The 17,705-nt window shown below is 71.7% G+C and carries 19 protein-coding genes and 1 pseudogene; 7 read left to right on the top strand and 13 right to left on the bottom strand.

Going from position 1 to position 17,705, the window contains the following annotated elements; genetic code table 11:
• Positions 1 to 19: 19 nt before the first annotated feature.
• From ACFPIJ_RS22270 to ACFPIJ_RS22280, 3 genes and pseudogenes are all read right to left on the bottom strand, one after another.
• Positions 20 to 859 carry a hypothetical protein gene (locus ACFPIJ_RS22270; RefSeq protein ID WP_380117101.1) on the bottom strand — a complete coding sequence of 280 codons (840 nt, stop codon included), beginning with the start codon at positions 857 to 859 and terminating at the stop codon, positions 20 to 22.
• Between the two features lie 26 nt (positions 860 to 885).
• Complete coding sequence (locus ACFPIJ_RS22275) at positions 886 to 1,239, bottom strand: hypothetical protein (protein WP_380117102.1); 354 nt, start codon at positions 1,237 to 1,239, stop codon at positions 886 to 888.
• Positions 1,212 to 1,343 (bottom strand): annotated as a pseudogene (locus tag ACFPIJ_RS22280) (IS6 family transposase); the annotation flags it as partial. The gene ACFPIJ_RS22275 and the pseudogene ACFPIJ_RS22280, both read right to left, overlap by 28 nt.
• 360 nt (positions 1,344 to 1,703) lie before the next feature.
• Between ACFPIJ_RS22280 and nhaA the strand changes: the two are divergent.
• Positions 1,704 to 3,611, top strand: coding sequence for a Na+/H+ antiporter NhaA (gene nhaA, locus ACFPIJ_RS22285; protein WP_380117103.1), 1,908 nt, complete (start codon positions 1,704 to 1,706; stop codon positions 3,609 to 3,611).
• Between the two features lie 35 nt (positions 3,612 to 3,646).
• On the opposite strand, the gene ACFPIJ_RS22290 is transcribed toward nhaA, so the two are convergent.
• Positions 3,647 to 4,039, bottom strand: coding sequence for an SRPBCC family protein (locus tag ACFPIJ_RS22290; RefSeq protein WP_380117104.1), 393 nt, complete (start codon positions 4,037 to 4,039; stop codon positions 3,647 to 3,649).
• Positions 4,040 to 4,383: 344 nt separating this feature from the next.
• On the opposite strand from ACFPIJ_RS22290, the gene ACFPIJ_RS22295 reads away from it, so the two are divergent.
• Both ACFPIJ_RS22295 and ACFPIJ_RS22300 read left to right on the top strand, forming a co-directional pair.
• A complete protein-coding gene (locus ACFPIJ_RS22295; RefSeq protein WP_380117105.1) occupies positions 4,384 to 5,214 on the top strand; it encodes an IS1380 family transposase in 831 nt (276 codons plus the stop codon).
• Positions 5,215 to 5,389: 175 nt separating this feature from the next.
• A complete protein-coding gene (locus tag ACFPIJ_RS22300; protein ID WP_380117106.1) occupies positions 5,390 to 6,223 on the top strand; it encodes a slipin family protein in 834 nt (277 codons plus the stop codon).
• 381 nt (positions 6,224 to 6,604) lie between these two features.
• On the opposite strand, the gene ACFPIJ_RS22305 is transcribed toward ACFPIJ_RS22300, so the two are convergent.
• From ACFPIJ_RS22305 to ACFPIJ_RS22320, 4 genes are all read right to left on the bottom strand, one after another.
• Positions 6,605 to 6,844 (bottom strand): hypothetical protein, encoded by a 240-nt coding sequence (locus ACFPIJ_RS22305; protein WP_380117107.1) that lies wholly within the window; start codon positions 6,842 to 6,844, stop codon positions 6,605 to 6,607.
• Positions 6,845 to 7,004: 160 nt separating this feature from the next.
• Positions 7,005 to 7,313, bottom strand: coding sequence for a hypothetical protein (locus tag ACFPIJ_RS22310; protein ID WP_380117108.1), 309 nt, complete (start codon positions 7,311 to 7,313; stop codon positions 7,005 to 7,007).
• Between the two features lie 712 nt (positions 7,314 to 8,025).
• On the bottom strand, positions 8,026 to 8,235 hold the full coding sequence (locus tag ACFPIJ_RS22315) for a hypothetical protein (RefSeq protein WP_380117109.1): 210 nt from the start codon (positions 8,233 to 8,235) through the stop codon (positions 8,026 to 8,028).
• Positions 8,236 to 8,370: 135 nt separating this feature from the next.
• Positions 8,371 to 8,622, bottom strand: coding sequence for a DDE-type integrase/transposase/recombinase (locus ACFPIJ_RS22320; protein ID WP_380117110.1), 252 nt, complete (start codon positions 8,620 to 8,622; stop codon positions 8,371 to 8,373).
• Between the two features lie 382 nt (positions 8,623 to 9,004).
• Between ACFPIJ_RS22320 and ACFPIJ_RS22325 the strand changes: the two genes are divergently transcribed.
• Positions 9,005 to 10,462 carry a M28 family peptidase gene (locus ACFPIJ_RS22325; RefSeq protein ID WP_380117111.1) on the top strand — a complete coding sequence of 486 codons (1,458 nt, stop codon included), beginning with the start codon at positions 9,005 to 9,007 and terminating at the stop codon, positions 10,460 to 10,462.
• A 142-nt stretch (positions 10,463 to 10,604) separates the two neighbouring features.
• On the top strand, positions 10,605 to 11,456 hold the full coding sequence (locus ACFPIJ_RS22330; protein WP_380117112.1) for a ribokinase: 852 nt from the start codon (positions 10,605 to 10,607) through the stop codon (positions 11,454 to 11,456).
• A 60-nt stretch (positions 11,457 to 11,516) separates the two neighbouring features.
• On the opposite strand, the gene ACFPIJ_RS22335 is transcribed toward ACFPIJ_RS22330, so the two are convergent.
• Positions 11,517 to 12,761, bottom strand: coding sequence for a GAF domain-containing protein (locus tag ACFPIJ_RS22335; protein ID WP_380117113.1), 1,245 nt, complete (start codon positions 12,759 to 12,761; stop codon positions 11,517 to 11,519).
• Positions 12,762 to 12,862: 101 nt separating this feature from the next.
• Here ACFPIJ_RS22335 and ACFPIJ_RS22340 point away from each other — a divergent pair, with 101 nt between their 5' ends.
• Positions 12,863 to 13,447, top strand: coding sequence for a DinB family protein (locus ACFPIJ_RS22340; RefSeq protein WP_380117114.1), 585 nt, complete (start codon positions 12,863 to 12,865; stop codon positions 13,445 to 13,447).
• On the opposite strand, the gene ACFPIJ_RS22345 is transcribed toward ACFPIJ_RS22340, so the two are convergent.
• Positions 13,419 to 13,997 carry a TetR/AcrR family transcriptional regulator gene (locus ACFPIJ_RS22345; protein ID WP_380117115.1) on the bottom strand — a complete coding sequence of 193 codons (579 nt, stop codon included), beginning with the start codon at positions 13,995 to 13,997 and terminating at the stop codon, positions 13,419 to 13,421. The two genes, ACFPIJ_RS22340 and ACFPIJ_RS22345, sit on opposite strands and share 29 nt — an antisense overlap.
• Positions 13,998 to 14,087: 90 nt before the next feature.
• Between ACFPIJ_RS22345 and ACFPIJ_RS22350 the strand changes: the two genes are divergently transcribed.
• The gene (locus ACFPIJ_RS22350) at positions 14,088 to 15,005 is read left to right on the top strand and encodes an NmrA/HSCARG family protein (RefSeq protein WP_380117116.1); all 918 of its coding nucleotides are present in this window, start codon (positions 14,088 to 14,090) and stop codon (positions 15,003 to 15,005) included.
• On the opposite strand, the gene ACFPIJ_RS22355 is transcribed toward ACFPIJ_RS22350, so the two are convergent.
• The 3 genes from ACFPIJ_RS22355 to ACFPIJ_RS22365 are packed head-to-tail and all read right to left on the bottom strand — an operon-like array spanning position 14,998 to position 17,638.
• On the bottom strand, positions 14,998 to 15,654 hold the full coding sequence (locus tag ACFPIJ_RS22355; RefSeq protein WP_380117117.1) for a response regulator: 657 nt from the start codon (positions 15,652 to 15,654) through the stop codon (positions 14,998 to 15,000). The genes ACFPIJ_RS22350 and ACFPIJ_RS22355 overlap by 8 nt on opposite strands.
• Positions 15,651 to 16,805 (bottom strand): sensor histidine kinase, encoded by a 1,155-nt coding sequence (locus ACFPIJ_RS22360; RefSeq protein WP_380117118.1) that lies wholly within the window; start codon positions 16,803 to 16,805, stop codon positions 15,651 to 15,653. Before ACFPIJ_RS22360 ends, ACFPIJ_RS22355 begins: the two co-directional genes overlap by 4 nt.
• Positions 16,802 to 17,638: a CPBP family intramembrane glutamic endopeptidase gene (locus ACFPIJ_RS22365; RefSeq protein ID WP_380117119.1), complete on the bottom strand. Its 837-nt coding sequence runs from the start codon at positions 17,636 to 17,638 to the stop codon at positions 16,802 to 16,804. Before ACFPIJ_RS22365 ends, ACFPIJ_RS22360 begins: the two co-directional genes overlap by 4 nt.
• Between the last annotated feature and the right edge of the window lie 67 nt (positions 17,639 to 17,705).

Raw genomic sequence — 17,705 nt, forward strand, 5'->3', positions numbered from 1 at the left:
AAAAAAATCTGGTTCGCCGTCACTCGGCTCCGGCGACGAACGCCGGAACGGTCTCCGCCGGCGACTGCCGCGCCCCGACGTCGAGGAGCGGAATCCAGTGGCGGGCCGCCCCGAACGCGGCCTGCCACTGCGGGTCGACGCCCGCGGTCTCGGCGGGGGCGCCGGCGGCCCGCTCCACCGCACCGGCCACGCCCGGCAGCGCCGCCCCGGGGCCGGCCACGATCACCGACAGACCCGACGGCGAGCCCGCTGCAAGGACCACGCCCAGCACGAGTTTCTCCACGCCACCGGCCAGGTCGACGCCGGTCCGTGCCCGTGCCGCGCCGATCGGCTCCGCCGGCGGCGACCCGCAGCGGCCCGCCGGGTCCGCGTCCACCACCCCGAGGTCGCCGGCGGCCGTGCCGGTCGCCAGCCAGGCATCCTCATGCCGGATCACGTGCCATACCTCCGTGATCCGAAGCCCGATGTGGACGACGACGACCCGGACGCCGTCGTGAGCCTGATCGAGCCGCGCGCAGGACGTCAGGACGGCGTGCAGGCGCGGCACGAACCGCACCGCCGGGCCCGGCCGCCCGAGCGCCTCCTCGACGAGCTTCCGGTGTACCGCCCGCCACCCGTCCGGACACACGAACCCCACGAGCGAGGCGTCGTCGAGACCGTCGCCGCACGTCAGCGCCGCGAGCGCGGCCCGCAGCCGCGAGCCGGCGTCCACGGTCACGATCACGTCACCGACTAGCTCCGCGATGTCCTCGCCGGTGCGCAGCGGCGCGACGGAACGGGCGTCGAACCGCACCGCGCCGCAGCCGTCCCCGGCGTCGAGGACGATCCCCCACCGCGGCGGCCCAACCTTCTGCGTCATACCCGGAACTTTGGCGACGGGCCAGTTCATTCACCAGCCAACCGCGGCGTTGAAACCGCGCGGGACCAGCGACGCGGCCACCACCGCCGGATATAGACGAACTCGAACTTCAGCGCTGCAATCCGGTGCGATTGAACACACTGGGAGCGCCCGCGACGGCTCGCCGCCCCGAAAACCCGGCGGCGAGTTTTGCCGTGGCGGCGGTGGGCGGCGCGGTCGGGGCGGTTGACCTCGATCACGGCGATGTGGTGGCGGCGCAGGAAACGGGTCAGTGCGGCGCCGTAGGAGCCGGTGCCTTCCACGCCGGCACGGTTCAGGATGCCGAAGCTGTGGGCCCAGGTCAGCAGTTGGCGAGCAGCGGCGTGAATCGTTGCACCCACCGGAAGATCGTGACGTGGTCGACCTCGACACCCCGCTCGATCAGCAATTCCTCGACGTCGCGGTAGGACAGGTTGTACCGCAGGTACAGCCGGACAGCGACCATGATCACGTCCGGCGGGAACCGGAACCCCGGCAAACGCCGACCGTGGTGGCAGGGACCGACGTCGGCGGATCGAGAGCTTCACCGTTCAAGCCTGCCCGGCCAGGGAACGCCCAATGCAACGGACCCCTCACGTCCAACACGTCCTCACCGCCGCCGGCACCAACATCATCCGACTCGCCCAACACCGGCACGACCCACGTCGACGACCACGGAGCCGTCTTCAACAACTCTTCCGCGCCATGACCGACGACCAGCCCCAAGATCACAAACAGCATCCGCTTCCTGTGACAGAACCGAATTACGTGAGCGCCGACAGTAGCGTCGCGTGCCAATAGGTCCTTGAAACTAAGCTTGCGGACTATGGCTGAACCTGCGCCGTCCGGCCCCGGGTCCTCCGTCCCGGGGATCCTCGGGCCGATCACCACGTGGAAGCGAGACGTCACCGCGCCACTGCGCTCGTTCATGCGCACCGAGTCCGGCAGCGCCGGCGTGCTCGTCACAGCCATCGTCGCCGCGCTCGTGTGGGCCAACGTCGACCTCCACTCGTACGAGGCGCTCTGGCACACCGAGTTCTCCCTGCGGCTCGGCGGCATGGAGCTCACCCGCGACCTGCGCGACTGGGTCAACAGCGGCCTCATGACCCTGTTCTTCCTGGTCGTCGGCCTGGAGGCGCGGCGCGAGTTCGACCTCGGCGACCTGCGCGACCGCCGCCGCTTCCTGCTGCCGCTCGCCGCCGGGGTCACCGGCATGCTCATCCCGGTCGCGATCTTCCTCGCGTTCAACGGTGGCGGCCCCGGCACGCACGGCTGGGGCGTCGCCATGTCCACTGACACCGCCCTCGCCCTCGGCCTGCTCGCGCTCCTCGGCCGCGGCGTGCCGGAGCAGGCCCGGGTCTTCCTCCTCACCGTCTTCGTCGTCGACGACCTCATCGCCCTCATCGTGATCGCCGTCGCGTACTCCGAGCACGTCAAGATGATGCCCCTCGTGCTGGCCATCGCCGTCTTCGGCGCGCTGCTCGGCCTGCGCGCCCTCGGCGTGCGCCGCGGCGTCTTCTTCGCCCCGCTCTGCATCCTGCTGTGGCTGCTGTTGCTGGAGAGCGGCGTCGACCCCGTCGTGGCCGGCCTCGCGATCGGCCTGACCGCCACCGCGTACTCGCCGGCCCGTGGTGCGCTGGAGGCCGCCAGCGGGCTGTTCAAGCTCTTCCGCGAGCAGCCGACCGCCGAACTCGCCCGGTCCGCGACCCTCGGCCTCACCCAGACGCTGTCGCCGAACGACCGCCTCCAGCGCCTGTACCACCCCTGGACCAGCTACCTGATCGTCCCGCTCTTCGGCCTGGCCAATGCGGGCATCGTCATCGACGGCAGCTTCCTCGCCCGCGCTTTCACCTCACCGATCACCCTGGGCATCCTGACCGCCTACGTCGTCGGCAAACCGATCGCGGTCGTCGGCGTGTCCTGGCTGCTCAACCGCGTCACCGGAGGCCGTATCCGGCCCGCCGCCGGGTGGGCCGCCGTCCTCGGCAGCGGCACGATCGCCGGCATCGGGTTCACCGTCTCGCTGCTGATCGCCAGCCTCGCGTTCGAGGGCCAGGAACTCGCCGAGGCAAAGCTCGGTGTCCTGGCCGCCGCCGTCCTCGCCTCGCTGTTCACCTGGCTGGTGTACCGCATGACGGCCCGCCTGCCGAAGCACAAGCGCGCCGTAGCGCTCCTCGGGGTCGCGGACCAACTGGTGGACCTCATCCCACCCGTCGATCCGGAACAGGATCACGTCCGCGGCGCCGAGACAGCTTCGGTGACCGTCGTCGAGTACGGCGACTTCCAATGCCCGTATTGCGGCCAGGCCGAGCCCATCGTCCGCGAGCTGCTCACCGACACCGACCTGCGGTACGTCTGGCGCCACCTGCCCCTCACCGACGTCCACCCGCAGGCCCAGCTCGCCGCGGAGGCCGCCGAAGCCGCCGCCGAGCAGGGCGCGTTCTGGCAGATGCACGACCTGCTGCTGGCGCACCAGGACGAGCTCAGGCCCATGGACCTTCTGCGGTACGCGGGGGAGCTCGACCTCGACCAGGACCGCTTCCACGACGACCTGCGCCGGCACGTCCACGCGTCACGGGTCGCGCAGGACCTGGAGTCGGCCGACCTCAGCGGCGTCAGCGGCACCCCGACGTTCTTCATCAACGGCCAGCGCCACTACGGCGCCTACGACATCGCCACCCTGACCGAGGCCATCAAGACCGCCCGCGTGCGCGCCCACATCGCCGCCCACTGAGGCTTTTCTCCCCTCGGACCAGGGCTTCTCTGGTTTCAGACCAGGGCGTCGACACCGGCCTGCATCAGCTCGCCCATCGTTGCGGTCACCATCGCCTCGGGCGCGCCGTCCGGCTCGAACCGGACATCCCACGTAATCAGCGACCCGCCGGCCGGGTCTTCGCGCACGGCGAGGACCGCCTCGTGGTTCTTCACCGGCACGTCTCCGCCCGCAAGCTGGTACCGGACGCTGCGCCCGGTCTGTTCCAGAAGGTGCTCGGCGGCGGTCCCCCCGTTCCGCAGCTTCAGGACGCGGGTGCCCGGATGGTCCGGGTCCTGCGCCGACTCCAGGACGTCGGGCAGCCAGGCGTCGACCGCGTAGAAGTCGGCGAGCGGCACGAAGACCTCGTCGGGCGTACGGATGGACCGGGCCTCACGATGGATCGTCACCATGGCGTCTTGCCCTGCCCAGTCCGCCGACGATCAACCCCGCGGCCTGCGCAGAACCCCGCGGGATCGTCCACGTAGATCCTGACGTCCTCGTGCTGCCCGCCTTCTTCAAGCTGCATCTGGACGTTGGTCTGTCCGGAGACGGTGATGTATATCGTCCCCCCATGCACCTGGAGCGCCTTGCTCTCGCCCAACGACTTCGCCGCTCCCGCACCGCTTCGACGTCATCCCATGGCACGAACAATCCCGCGGCACGAACACGTCGACCCCGAACCCGTTGCGCAGCCGCAGCCCGTCCCGGTCGACCACATGCAGCGCGTCTCAGCACCACCGAGGCGGCGCCCGTGATCGCGACCACCCGGCTGCGTGGCGGCAACGCCGGCTCCGCCCGCGGCGCGGCATCCCTGGTCCGCCAAGCGATCGCCACCGCGCGGGCGTGCGGAGCCACCGGCCGGATCCTGGTCCGGGCCGACTCGGCGTTCGGCTCCGGTGTCGTGGTAGCGGCCTGCCGCAAGGCCGGGGCGAACTTCTCGGTCACTCTGCAGTCCAACGTCAAGCTCCGCGCCGCGATCGCCGGTATCGACGAGGCGGCGTGGACCCCGGTGCGCTACCCCGGCGCGGTGTTCGACGAGGAGGCCGGATGCTGGATCTCCGAGGCCGAGGTCGCCGAAACCGTCTACACCGCGTTCGAGTCCGGCCGGCACAAGGTCACCGCCCGGTTCGTCGTGCGCCGAGTCAAGGAACGCAACCCCGCACCCGAAGGCCAGGAGGCGTTGTTCCCGCTGTGGCGGTACCACACCTTCCTCACCGACACCACCGAATCCACAGTGGACGCCGATCTGACCCACCGCGGTCATGCCGTCGTCGAGCAGGTCTTCGCCGACCTCATCGACGGACCCCTCGCGCACCTGCCCTCAGGCCGGTTCGCAGCCAACGCCGCCTGGCTCACCCTGGCCGCGATGACCCACAACCTGCTGCGCGCCGCCGGCTGCCTGACCAGCCTCCGCTACGCCACCGCCCGGACCGCCACCATCCGCCGGCAGCTGATCACCATCCCGGCCCGGCTGGCCCGCCGAACCCGCCGCCTCATCCTGCACCTACCCAGCCAATGGCCCTGGCAGCAACCCTGGCAGACCCTCGTCGACCGCGTCCACGCGCCGCCCGCGACAGCCTGACCCAGACGACCGCCCACCTCGGGCCCGACCACCGCCACGGAGCATGCCGGAGCGCCCGGCCGACCCATCACACCCATTCACCACATCAATCAACGAACATCGATGACACGCTCCGGCGGCGGCGCGACCCAAGGCCAGACGGTGGATTCAGGCTAAGCTGGGTGGAGATGCAAGGATGGCGCGTGCTGCCATGGTTTTGATGTTTATTGTCGTGTTGGTGACGGCGGTGGCCGGGTTGGTGGCCAGCGTCCGGATCGTCCGGCAGTATGAACGCGGTCTGATCTTCCGGCTCGGGCGTCTGCGGGACGAAACGCGTGGGCCGGGCCTGACCCTGATCGTGCCGTTGCTGGACCGGCTGCAGAAAGTGAACCTGCAGATCGTCACTATGCCGGTTCCGGCACAGGATGGCATTACCCGCGACAACGTGACCGTCAAGGTAGACGCGGTGGTGTACTTCCGGGTCGTGGATCCGGTCCGGGCCGTCGTCAACGTGCAGGATTACATGTTCGCGGTCCTCCAGGTGGCGCAGACGTCGTTGCGTTCGATCATCGGCAAGAGCGACCTCGACGAGCTGCTGACCAATCGGGAGCGGCTCAACCAGGGCCTGGAGTTCATGATCGACAGCCCGGCGATCGATTGGGGCGTCCACATCGACCGCGTGGAGATCAAGGATGTCTCGCTGCCGGAGTCGATGAAACGCTCGATGTCCCGGCAGGCCGAGGCGGAGCGTGAGCGGCGCGCCCGGGTCATCACCGCGGACGGTGAGCTGCAGGCGTCGCGCAAGCTCGCTGAGGCCGCGGCCACGATGGCGCAGACACCGACCGCGCTGCAGCTGCGGCTGTTGGAGACGGTGGTCGAGGTGGCGGCTGAGAAAAACTCGACGGTGGTGCTGCCGTTCCCGGTCGAGCTGCTGCGCTTCCTGGAGCGGTCGGCATCGACACAGGCCACCGTCGAACCGCCGCAGGGCGAGTACGCCCCCGAGCCGTCCCGGGTTCACACCGCGCGGTAGTCCACCGCAACGGTTGCGCGGTGCTGCACGGCGTTCAGGCGGCGAGCCTCGGGTCCGCCGGACCACGCCCGCCCTGCCGGCCAGAGCAGTGGCGGTGGCCGACGGCCGGGTAGCGGCGTAGGGGCGTCTACCGCGACACCGGTTCGGCGATCTGCTCGGTGTCGGCCGCGTTGACCGTGTTTGACGCAGCCGGCCAGCCAGCCGTCGAGCATGCGCCGGTACGTTGCGCCAACTCGGGCCGGCTTCCGGCGAAGGGTTGAGTGAGACGGATATGTGAGGGCTCGACAGCCATGGCGTGGGCATGGGCCGCGTTCAGCGCAGCCTTGCTCTCGGCCCCGGATGGGGCCGTCGAGGCGCAAAGAAGGACCGCCATGAGCATCTTCACAACGGTTGACGAGCGCCGTCCTGCTTGGCGGCCTTCCGGCGGGCGCACCGACGCAGTTGGACGCGCTTGTTGAGGAGGGCGGCGATGGCCCGGGTGCCGAGCCGTCGGCGGGTGGAGGGGCGGAAGGTCTCCTGCACGATGATGATCTCGTCCTCGTCGATCCGATCGGCCGACCGATCGGCATGGGTGAACTTGGCCGCCAAGGCCCGCGTCGTGCCGGCGCGACGCTCGACCACCCCTCTGGTCCAGCTCAGCGTTCCGGCGCCGACGGCGGAGGCCGACGGACGCGCGTCAACGCCGCCTCAGTCAGGCCCTGCGCCGAACCATTGCTGGCTGGTGTCCTCGCCGTCGATGCCCCGGTGCAGCATGCTTCGGTGTGCGCTGTGCAAGGCCCGATCACCGGTCGGGCGGGGTGACCAGCGGATGGAAGAGCGCGTCCCGCGCGGCAAGGTTAGCCATGTCTCGCCGGTACTCTTCGGCCGACAGGTGACCAGCGAGCAGCCACGCGGTGCGTACGGCCTCGACGCGCTCGCCGTGCGAGTCAGCTCGGCTGATCGTCTCGGAGATAGCCCATGAGTCCGCCGGTCGCGGCGAAGCCGGCTGTGGTCCGGTCGCATCCCGGCTTCGGCACCTGGCAACCCACGCGCTGGCGGATGACACGACCGCGACTGCCACCAGCACGATCAAGAAGACGGCGAACACCATTTCCGATCACCTCGCCGGCATCCGGGGCTCATGTCCAACTTTGGCCCGGCCAGTCTGCGGGGGCAAGGGCTGAAGGTCCCTCGGCACCTACGTCGGCACTTCGACGGCATCCACCGGCACGGTCCCGGTAGGCCCAGGCTCTCCGTGGGGGCTGCTGAGCAAACGCCACCGCACGCGGTGGCGTGGCTGTCAGAGGCGGTCGCGCCGTGGCGGTGCTCAACGTCGTACCTGGGTATCACGGTGGACCGTGATACCGAGCTGGCGATGCCGGCCGAGTTGGCGGCACCCTCTGACGGCGCTGTCGGCGCTCGTGCAGGTTGTCGAGGAGGTCGACGCAGCGGGTAGTCGGCCCGACGTTGCGGCGTGATCGCTCCGCCGTTCGGTTCTCCGACCACCTCTGGGTCCCGGGGAAGAAGCTGCTGCTCAGGTCTTGCGGGTGACGGAGGGTCTGGACAGTCAGGCCGACGGCTCTCTGGCGATACGCCGCGCCAGCGAGGGGGTGAGCCGGTCAAACGTTGCGGGGCGTCCCAGTCGGTGGGTGCGGCGTGGCGGTCGCGCAGCGGGCCGACCCGTAGGCCACCTGCTTCGGTGAGGTCGAGTAGCGCAGGCAGCGCGCCAAGCGTCGCGCGCCAGGCGCCGGGGAACGAGTTGGAGTCTTGCGACCAGTGATCTTGAAGGTCGCTGCATGCAACCGCGCCCTCAGGCCTGTGCCTCAGACGTCTTCGTCGAACTGGGTGCCGCGACGCGGGTCGGCGACCCGCCGGCCGGTCGAGTCGACGGCCCCCTCATCAACGCGCCCGCCACGGGAGTCGTGCACCTGGCGACTCTGCCTTTCCTCCGCCTCCTGGCGCGCCGCATCGCGCGCTTCGGCCTCCGGCCCGTACAGATCTCTGCCGTGCGGATCGGCGTTACGCGCCGTCATCACTCTCACCCCCAAACGGTGCATCACCGTCATCGACCACCCATACCCAGCCTGATCTTCGGTCAATCCCGCTGGCGCTGACTCACAGTTGCGTTTGGAGATCGGAGGACGCGTTGGAGCGAGTACGGCCGGTCTTCAGATGGCGGTGGCGAGTTCGGTGAACGCCGCAGCGACGCGGAGCCCGCGCGGGGCGTCGAGTCCGAGTTGGTAGTGGCCGCGGCGCAGGTTCTGTATGAAGGCGTGCCCGGCGATGGTCGTCTGCGCGGTCCGGTCGGTCTGTAGTCCGCGCATCGGTCTGAGCCGGTGCTTGAGTTGGCTGTGGTCTGCTTCTATCCGGTTGTTGGCATACCGGTTCGACGTGGTGCCACGCCGACGGAACGAGCTCATCGAGGACAGCCGGATACACCGGCGCCGCGTCAGGGACCACTGCCCGCGTACGCGACGGCTGATGAGCAAGCTGTCTCCGCGCTCGTGGCCGGGAATGTCGCGCTCTGGGACGAAATCAGCGCCGCGGACCCGAAGCCGTGGAAGTTGGAGGTCTACGACGCGGCGAACCGCTGGGCGCAGTACCGCGGCCTTTAGCGGTCCCGCTCGTCACCGGCCGCGTCAGCGAGCAGCATGAACCGCTGGTACGACACTTTCCGCCACATGTGTAACAACGCGGCGTCGCCGCAGTATGGCCAGGCTGGTATGCCCTCGATCACTTGTCGCGTACATCGAAATATGCGAATCTCGCGCCACCTTCGTCCTCCGATCGAGGAGCTCACGCATGAGATCCACCACAGCGGCGCTGACACTGACCGTGTCCGCCACGCTCCTGCTCTTCGGCGCCGGCCTGGCGATCCCGGCCGGCGCCGCGCCGCCGGTGACCGCCACACCGGCGCTCGCGGCGGCGCCCGACATCGCCATCGCGAACGTGCAGGCCCACCTGACGCAGCTCGGCACGATCGCGACCAGCAACGGTGGCAACCGGCGCAGCGGCACCGCCGGGTACACCGCGTCGGTCGCCTACCTCAAGGGCAAGCTGCAGGCCGCCGGCTACACCGTGGCCGAGCAGACCTGCACCAGCTGCACGTATCGCGCGAACAACCTCATCGCGGACTGGCCGGGCGGAGCGTCCGACCAGATCACCATGTTCGGCGCGCACCTGGACAGCGTGTCGGCCGGGCCGGGCATCAACGACAACGGCTCCGGGTCCGCGACGCTGCTGGAGAACGCCCTGGTGCTGGCGCAGCAGAACCCCACCATGAGCCGGCACGTCCGGTTCGCCTGGTGGGCGGGGGAGGAGCAGGGCCTGCAGGGATCGGCCTTCTACGCCAACGCGCTGACCACCACCCAGCGCACGCAGATCAAGGCCTACTACAACTTCGACATGGTCGGCTCGAAGAACGGCGGCTACTTCATCAACCATGTCACCTCCACGGCCGCCGCGCCGCTGAAGGCGTACTGGGACTCGCTGGGCCTGCAGCCGGAGGAGAACACCGAGGGCGCCGGCCGCTCCGATGACTACTCCTTCGAACGGGTCGGCATCCCGACGTCCGGATACGCCGCCGGCGCCAGCGCCAGGAAGACCTCGGCGCAGGCGGCCAAGTGGGGCGGGACGGCGAACAGCGCCTACGACTCCTGCTACCACGCGGCCTGCGACACCACCAGCAACATCAGCGCGACGGTGCTCAACCGGGCCGCCGACGGGGTCGCCGCCACGATCTGGCAGACCTCGGTCTCCGGCTCGACCACGCCCCCGCCGACCACCCCGCCGCCGACCGGCTGCACCGGCGCGCAGCTGCTCACCAACCCCGGCTTCGAGTCCGGCGCGACGTCCTGGACCGGCACGACCGGCGCCATCGGCCAGTGGTCCAGCCAGGGCCAGCCGGCCCGCACCGGCACGTACTCGGCCTGGCTGCTCGGCTACGGCTCCACCCACACCGAGTCGCTCACCCAGTCGGTCACCATCCCGGCGGGCTGCTCGGCGACCCTGACGTTCTACGTCCACGTCGATTCCGCGGAGACGACCACCACGACGGCGTACGACAAGCTGACCGTCACCGCCGGTTCCACCACCCTCGGCACCGTGTCCAACCTGAACAAGGCGTCCGGGTACCAGGCCAAGACCTACAGCCTGACCGCGTTCGCGGGCCAGACGGTCGCCCTGAAGTTCAACGGCACCGAGGACTCGTCGCTGCAGACGTCCTTCGTGCTCGACGACCTGGCCGTCACGGTCAGCTGACGCACGCGCCGCCGCGTGCTCCCAAAAGCGTTCGAGGAGCACGCGGCGGCACCTCGGCTTGTTGCGGCCGAGCAGGATCTGAGGATGATCGGGGAGTGGACACCGAGGAGATCCGACGCGTGACCAACGGCGGGACGGCGGCATGACCGTCGTCGTGGTCGGGTCGGTGAATATCGACCTCGTCGTGCGCACCCCGCTCATCGCCCCGCCCGGCCACACCGTCATCGCGACCGGGTCCAGCACCGGATCCGGTGGCAAGGGCGGCAACCAGGCCGCGGCCGTCGCCCGCCTCGGCGGTGCGTGCCGGCTGATCGCCGCGGTCGGGCCGGACTTCGACCCGTCGTCGCTCCCGGGCGTCGACCTGTCCCTGGTGCGGGTCACGGCCGAGCCGACCGGGCTCGCCGTCGTCATGCTCGACTCGATCGGCGAGAACGCCATCACCGTCGTCCCGGGCGCCAACGCCTTGCTTGCACCGGCGGACCTCGGACCCTTCACCGGGCCCCCCGGCGTTCTGCTGGCCAGTCTCGAGGTGCCGCTGCCGGCGGTGCTCGCCGCAGCCCGGGCGGCGCGTGCGGCCGGCTGGACCGTCGTGCTCAACCCCGCACCCGCACACTCGCTCCCGGACTCGCTCCTGGCCGACGTCGACGTGCTCGTGCCCAACGAGCACGAGCTCGCGGCGCTTGGCGACCCCGACGACCTCCTCGCCACCGGTGTCGGCGCCGTCGTCGTCACCCTCGGCGCCGCCGGCTGCCGGATCAACCGGCCCGGCGACGTGCGATCCGTCCCCGCTCACCCCGTCCGGGCCGTCGACACCACCGGTGCCGGCGACGCCTTCTGCGGCGCGCTCGCCTGGGCCCTGGACACCGGACGCGACCTCGACACCGCCGTCCGGCTCGCCGTTGTCGCCGGCGCACTCGCCACGCGCGCGGTCGGCGCTCGCGCTGCCCTTGCCACCGCCGCCGAGATCACCGCCGCCGGGATCACCGCTGCGTAGGCCCGTCCGCCCGCGGGACCGTCGATCAGGGTGGGCAGGACCGGACAGACGCGCGGCGGTTCAGCGCGCGACGTAGGCGGCCAGGCCACCGAGTTCCTCGTTGGCGATGAACACCGAGCGCACGTTGATGAGGGCCTCCTCGACGTGGGCGGCGCAGCCCCACGCTGCGTCGCCCCACGAGTCGGCGAGCTTGATCTCGGCGGGGGCGGCGCACCCGGCGCCCCCGCCGAGCTGGCAGTGCTCGGGGTGCGGCCGGGGGGCCTGTGCGGTGGCGGCGGTGCGCATCCGGGCGTTGAGTTCCGCCTCGGCGGCGGCGCGCTGCTCGGCCTCGGCGCGCAGCTCCCGCTCGGCGTGCACCGCCTTGGCCAGCTCGTCGTGGGCCGCACTGGCGCGTGCCTCGGCGGCGTGTTGCGCCTGTTCGGTGTGGTGGCGTTCGATGGCCAGGGCCGCCGTGCCCGCGAAGACCCGGGTGAGGGCGAGGTCGGTGTCCTGCGGGACGCGCGGCACGCGGTGATACATGGCGAACGTGCCGAGCAGGCCGCCGTCGCGGGCCAGGATCGGCGTGGACCAGCAGGCGGCGAGTCCGGCCTGGCCGGCCAGGTCCCGGAAGTCGGCCCAGAACGGGTCGGTGGCGATGTCGGTGACGATGACGGGTTCCCGCCGGTGCGCCGCCGTGCCGCAGGAGCCGACGCCCTCGCCGGTGGCGATCCCGTCGATGGCCTGGTTGTAGAAGTCGGGCAGGCTGGGCGCGGCGCCGTGGCGCAGGTGCCGGCCGTCAGCGTCGGCGAGCAGCACGGAGACGAGCACCTCCCGCGGCGCGAGGTCCTCGATGCGGCGGGCCATCCCGTCGAGCACGTCGGCCAGCGGCGCCTGCCGGGCGATCTGCTCCAGCAGGGCGCGGTGCTCTGCCGTCAGCCGCTGGGCGTGCTTGACCTGGGTGGTCTCCACGCCGATCACCAGAATCCCGGTCACGGCGCCGGCGGCGTCCCGGCGCGGCTCGTAGGTGAAGTCGAAGAACGCCTCCCGCGCGTGCGGGTCGGCGCCGAGCACGACCCGCACGTCCCGGCCGGTGTGCGGCTCACCCGTGCCGAAGACCTCGTCCAGCCGCGCGACGAGGGCCTGACCGGCCGGTCCGGGCACCAGGTCCACGAGCGCCACCCCGGTGCGCACCTCATCGCCGCCGACGGTGGCGAGGAACGCCGGGCTCGCGGACTCGACCACGTGCGCCGCCCCCGTGAGCGCGGCGAAGACGGCGGTGGACTGCCCGAACAGCGCCCGTAGGTCCTGCTCCGCCGGATCCGTCATGAGGCCGCCTCTCGTGCTCTCGTGGTGCGAACGGCCAGCGTACGCGGCCGGTGGCCGGAATCGACTGGCAACGCCGCCCCGGCTGGTAGAGGATTTACCCGGTGAAGGACCATTTGAAGCGGTACCTGCAGGAGGGGCGCGACGCCCTGCTCTGGAAGCTCGACGGGCTCGGCGAGTACGACATCCGCCGCCCGCTCACCCCGACCGCGACCAACCTGCTCGGGCTGGTCAAACACACCGCCGCCGTCGAGTCGGAGTATCTCGGCATGGTGTTCGGCCGGCAGTTCCCGGAGCCCATCGCCTACCTCGCCGACAGCGCCGAGACCAACGCCGACATGTGGGCCACCGCCGAGGAGACCCGCGAGCACCACGTCGAGCTGTACAAGCGGATCTGGGCGCACTCCGACGCCACCATCGACGCGCTCGACCTCGACGCGCCCGGCGTGGTGCCGTGGTGGCGGCCGGAGACCCGCAACGTGACGCTGCACCGGATCCTGATCCACGTGATCGCCGAGACGCACCGGCACGCCGGCCAGGCGGACATCGTCCGGGAGTCGATCGACGGGTTCGCCGGCCTGTACGACGGCAACTCCAACCTGCCCGAGACCGACCCGAAGTGGTGGGCCGCCTACCGGGAGCGGGTCGAGCAGGCCGCGCTCACGCACCGGGATCCCGCCGGGGGCTGAGGCCGGCCAGCGTCAGGTCGAGGAGCCGGTTCGCCTCGGCCGCGGGATCCGGGTGATGTTCCGTGGCGAGGGCAATGCCGGTGATGAGCGTGAGCACGTCGGTGACGGTGACGCCCGGGGTCAGCGCGCCGGCGGCCGCGGCGCGCCGCACCAGCGGCGCGCCGGCCTCGGTGAGCTGCGCCGTCGCGCAGTGGTCGTGGACCGCGCCGGGGTCCGCCGCCAGGTCCTGGTTCAGGGCGTTGGCCAGTCCCCGGATGGTGGCGGCGGACGCCGTGACGGCGCTCAGCCACTCCAGCAGCGCCGCCCGGGTGTCGGCGCGGGCCGTGAGGTCGTGGGCGTGCGCGCACAGGGTCGCGACCCGGTCCCGGAAGACCGCCGCCAGCAGCGCGTGCCGGCTGGGGAAATGCCGGCGGACGGTGGCCGAGCCGACCCCGGCGACCCGGGCGATCTGCTCCAGGGACGCGTCCGCGCCGTGCGTGGCGACCTCCCGCTCGGCCACCGCGAGCAGGAGCGCGTAGTTGCGCCGGGCGTCCGCGCGCTGGACGGCCATGCCGGGTCACCTCAAGGTTGCTAAGTGGCGGGGTCCTCCGTATCGTACCGAAGCAGAAACGGCGGCCCCCGCCGTTTTGGGAGGAGCGTCATGCCCATCGATCCAGCACCCGTCCTGGTCACCGGCGCCACCGGGCAGCAGGGCGGCGCCACCGCCCGGGCCCTGCTCGCGGCGGGGATTCCCGTCCGGGCCCTGGTCCGCGACCCGGCGTCCGACCGGGCCGGGGCGATCGCCGCACGCGGCGTCGAGGTGGTGGCCGGCGACCTGCTCGACCGCGACTCGGTGTTCCGGGCCGCGGAAGGGGCCCGGGCCGTCTTCTCGGTGCAGATGCCCGCCATGCGCGACGGCGGCATCGACTTCGCCGGCGAGTTCACCCAGGCCGTCAACCTGATCGACGCCGCGCGGGCCGCCCGGGTGCCGCAGTTCGTGCACACGTCCGTCTCCGGCGCCGGGCAGCACACCGGGACCGCCGGCTGGGCCGAAGGCCGCTGGGCGGCCCTGGAGCCGTACTACACCACCAAGGCCGGCATCCAGGACCGGGTCCGCGAGGCGGGCTTCCCGCACTGGACCCTGATCAAGCCGGGCTGGTTCATGGAGAACTTCCTGCCTTCCGCCGCGTACCTGTTCCCTCGCGGCGTCGAGGGCGGGCTGGTGACGGTCCTGCGGCCGCAGACCCGGCTGTCCCTCGTCGCGGTCGATGACATCGGCCGGGCCGCCGCCGCGGCCGTCGCCGAACCCGAGCGGTTCCACCGGGTGGAGCTGGAGCTGGCGAGCGACCACCTGACGATGGCGCAGATCGCCGAGGTCCTCTCCCGCGCCCTGGGCGTCGAGCTGACCGCGCCCGACCTGACCGAGCCGGAGGCGGTCGCGGCGGGCATGCCGGTGTGGGCCGGCGTCTCGCACGAGCGCATCAACGTGACCGGGCAGCCCGCCCGCCCGGAGTTCGCCCGCGCGCTCGGCATCCCGCTCACCACGTTCGAGGAATGGGCGGCGGCCCGGCTCAGGTGACCAGTCCGCTGCGGTACGCGTAGACCACTGCCTGCACGCGGTCGCGCAGGTCGAGCTTGGTGAGGATGCGCGACACGTAGGTCTTGACGGTCTCCTGGCTGATCACCAGCGTCGCGGCGATCTCCTGGTTGGACCGGCCGTCGGCGATGAGGCGCAGCACCTCCAGCTCCCGCGGCGTCAGCGCGGTTTCGCGCCGCTCCTGCGGGGGACGGATCCGCGCCGCGTAGCGCCCCACGAGCTGCCGGGTCACCTCCGGCGACAGCAGGGCGGCGCCGGCCGCGACGGTGCGGATGCCGTCGAGCAGCTGCGCCGGCGGGGCGTCCTTGAGCAGGAAACCGCTCGCGCCGGCGCGCAGCGCCTCGTACACGTACTCGTCCAGGTTGAACGTCGTCACCACGAGCACCTTGACGGGCCGGGCCACGCCGGCGCCGGCCAGCAGGCGGGTCGCCTCGATGCCGTCGAGGACCGGCATGCGCACGTCCATCACGACCACGTCGGGGTGCAGCCGGCCGGCGAGGTCGACCGCGGCGCGGCCGTCGCCGCACTCGCCCACCACCTCGAGGTCGGGCTGGGCGTCGATGATGGTCGTGAAGCCGGCCCGGATCAGCGCCTGGTCGTCGCAGACGAGGACGCGCAGCGGCGCGGTCACGACGGGCTCCCCGTCGGGATGCGGGCCCGCACCGCGAAGCCGCCGCCGGTCCGCCGGCCGGCGCTGAACTCGCCGCCGAGGACGCCGATCCGCTCGCGCAGCCCGACCAGGCCCCGCCCGCTGCCACCGGGAGCCGCGGGGTGCGGATCCGGTCCTTCGGTGTCGACCGTCACCGTGGTTTCGTTCTTCCCGTGGTGTACGTACACCGTGGTCCGATGGCCGTGCGCGTGCTTGAGGGCGTTCGTCAGCGCCTCCTGCACGACGCGGTACGCCGCGATCTCCGCGCCGCCGGTCAGCGCCGCGGGACCGCCGTCCTCGGTGAACTCCACCGGCTGCCCCGCCTGCCGGGCCTGCTCCACGAGGGCGTGCACCTCGCCGACGGGCGGCGTGCGTGGTTCGGTGCCGTGGTCGGGGTTGAGCAGGTCCAGCAGCTGCCGTAGGTCGGTGATCGCCCGCCGGCCGGTGTCGGTGATGGCGGTCAGGGCCTGGTCGAGCCGTTCGGGGGACCCGGTCAGGTACCGCGCCGCCTCCGCCTGCACCACCATCGCCGTCACGTGGTGCGTCACGATGTCGTGCAGCTCGCCGGCGATGCGGGTGCGTTCCGCGGCGCGGGTGGTCTCGGCGACGTGCCGGCGGCGCTCCGCCTCGCTCGCCCGGGTCGTGCGCAGCCACGCCCCGATACCCCAGGCGAGGGCCAGCGCCAGGTAGAACGTGACGAAGCCGACGACCCCTTCGGTGGACCCGCGCCGGTCGAGCGCGACGGCCAGCGCCACGTACGCCACGGAGGCCACGACCAGGATGGTGTGCCGGAACCGTTGCAGGTGCGCCGCCGCGCTCAGCACCGCGATGGGCAGCGCCGCGCCGGCGACCAGGTGGTAGCCGCGGAGCTGGTCGACGACGAACCCGATCGACACCAGCGCGAGACACACCGCCGGCCACCGTCTGCGCACGGCCAGCGGCAGGCACTCCAGCGCGATCACCACGACGGCGAGCGCGTCCATCGGGCGGCCCGGCAGGTCGCCGAGCTGGGTCCCGCGGTTGTGGAGCGCGGGCACCAGCGACGCGACGGCGAGCAGCAGGGCCAGCGGAAGGTCCCGGACCGTGACGTCGAGTCGCCGCCACAGGTCCGGGACGCGTCGCAGCTCGCTCACGGGGCGAGCGTAGCGGCCGGGTCGGCGGCGGTGGCACGCCGGCGCCGGGGCACCACGTTGCCGCGGCGCCGGGCCAGCCACATGAACACGGCCGTCAGTGTCACGCCGGCCAGCAGCGCGTACACGCTGCCCTCCGGCCCGAACCCGCCGCCACTGAGCGCGGTCGAGCCGGACGTCACGCCGTTCAGGAGTCCGTCCGGGCCGCTCCGGCCGGACACGTCGGCGCCGAACACGCCGCCGGCGACGAAGTTCCAGCCGAAGTGCACCCCGATCGGCACCCACAGGTTGCGGGTGGCGGCGTACACGGCGGCGAGCAGGGCACCGGCCTCCACCGCGACGGCGAGAGAGCTCCACAGCGTGGCGTTCGGGTTCGGCAGGTGCGCCAGGCCGAACAGCGCGGCGGTCAGCAGCAGTGCGCCCCACGTGCCGGCGCGTTCCTCGACGATCCGGAAGAGGACGCCGCGGAAGAGCAGTTCCTCCGTGACGGCGCCGGCGGCCATGAACCCGACCAGCGCCACCGCGCCGGCCGCCGAACCCCAGCCGGTCACCCGGTACCCGCCGAACGCGGCGATGCTCGCGATGACTGCCGCGAACATCCCGGCCCCGATCAGCGCCCCGCGACCGAGCGCGGGCCCGGCACCCCGGACGGCGACCTCGACCGGTGCGCGGTGCTCGGTGCGCCGGACCACCCAGGCGTACACCAGCAACGACAGCGCCGCGGTCGCCAGCCCGAGCAGCAGGGTGAGCGGCACGTTCCAATCGGCGGCGCCGACGCTCAGGCTGCCGGCGAGGGCGACCGCCGCCACGGCCGCGAGCTGCTTCAGCAGTCGCATGATGGTCCTCCGTATGATTCCGCGGCCGGTCGCCGCGACTACGTCGAACGCTATGGATTCGACGGCC

It is taken from the genome of Dactylosporangium cerinum (assembly GCF_042653625.1).
Taxonomy (GTDB): Bacteria; Actinomycetota; Actinomycetes; order Mycobacteriales; family Micromonosporaceae; genus Dactylosporangium; species Dactylosporangium cerinum.

Excerpts from the sequence above, each read along its gene's own strand:
- ACFPIJ_RS22270 (WP_380117101.1), bottom strand. The coding sequence starts at position 859 with ATGACGCAGAAGGTTGGGCCGCCGCGGTGGGGGATCGTCCTCGACGCC.
- nhaA (WP_380117103.1), top strand. The coding sequence starts at position 1,704 with ATGGCTGAACCTGCGCCGTCCGGCCCCGGGTCCTCCGTCCCGGGGATC.
- ACFPIJ_RS22300 (WP_380117106.1), top strand. The coding sequence starts at position 5,390 with ATGGCGCGTGCTGCCATGGTTTTGATGTTTATTGTCGTGTTGGTGACG.
- ACFPIJ_RS22310 (WP_380117108.1), bottom strand. The coding sequence starts at position 7,313 with ATGGTGTTCGCCGTCTTCTTGATCGTGCTGGTGGCAGTCGCGGTCGTG.
- ACFPIJ_RS22315 (WP_380117109.1), bottom strand. The coding sequence starts at position 8,235 with ATGACGGCGCGTAACGCCGATCCGCACGGCAGAGATCTGTACGGGCCG.
- ACFPIJ_RS22320 (WP_380117110.1), bottom strand. The coding sequence starts at position 8,622 with ATGAGCTCGTTCCGTCGGCGTGGCACCACGTCGAACCGGTATGCCAAC.
- ACFPIJ_RS22325 (WP_380117111.1), top strand. The coding sequence starts at position 9,005 with ATGAGATCCACCACAGCGGCGCTGACACTGACCGTGTCCGCCACGCTC.
- ACFPIJ_RS22330 (WP_380117112.1), top strand. The coding sequence starts at position 10,605 with ATGACCGTCGTCGTGGTCGGGTCGGTGAATATCGACCTCGTCGTGCGC.
- ACFPIJ_RS22335 (WP_380117113.1), bottom strand. The coding sequence starts at position 12,761 with ATGACGGATCCGGCGGAGCAGGACCTACGGGCGCTGTTCGGGCAGTCC.
- ACFPIJ_RS22345 (WP_380117115.1), bottom strand. The coding sequence starts at position 13,997 with ATGGCCGTCCAGCGCGCGGACGCCCGGCGCAACTACGCGCTCCTGCTC.
- ACFPIJ_RS22350 (WP_380117116.1), top strand. The coding sequence starts at position 14,088 with ATGCCCATCGATCCAGCACCCGTCCTGGTCACCGGCGCCACCGGGCAG.
- ACFPIJ_RS22365 (WP_380117119.1), bottom strand. The coding sequence starts at position 17,638 with ATGCGACTGCTGAAGCAGCTCGCGGCCGTGGCGGCGGTCGCCCTCGCC.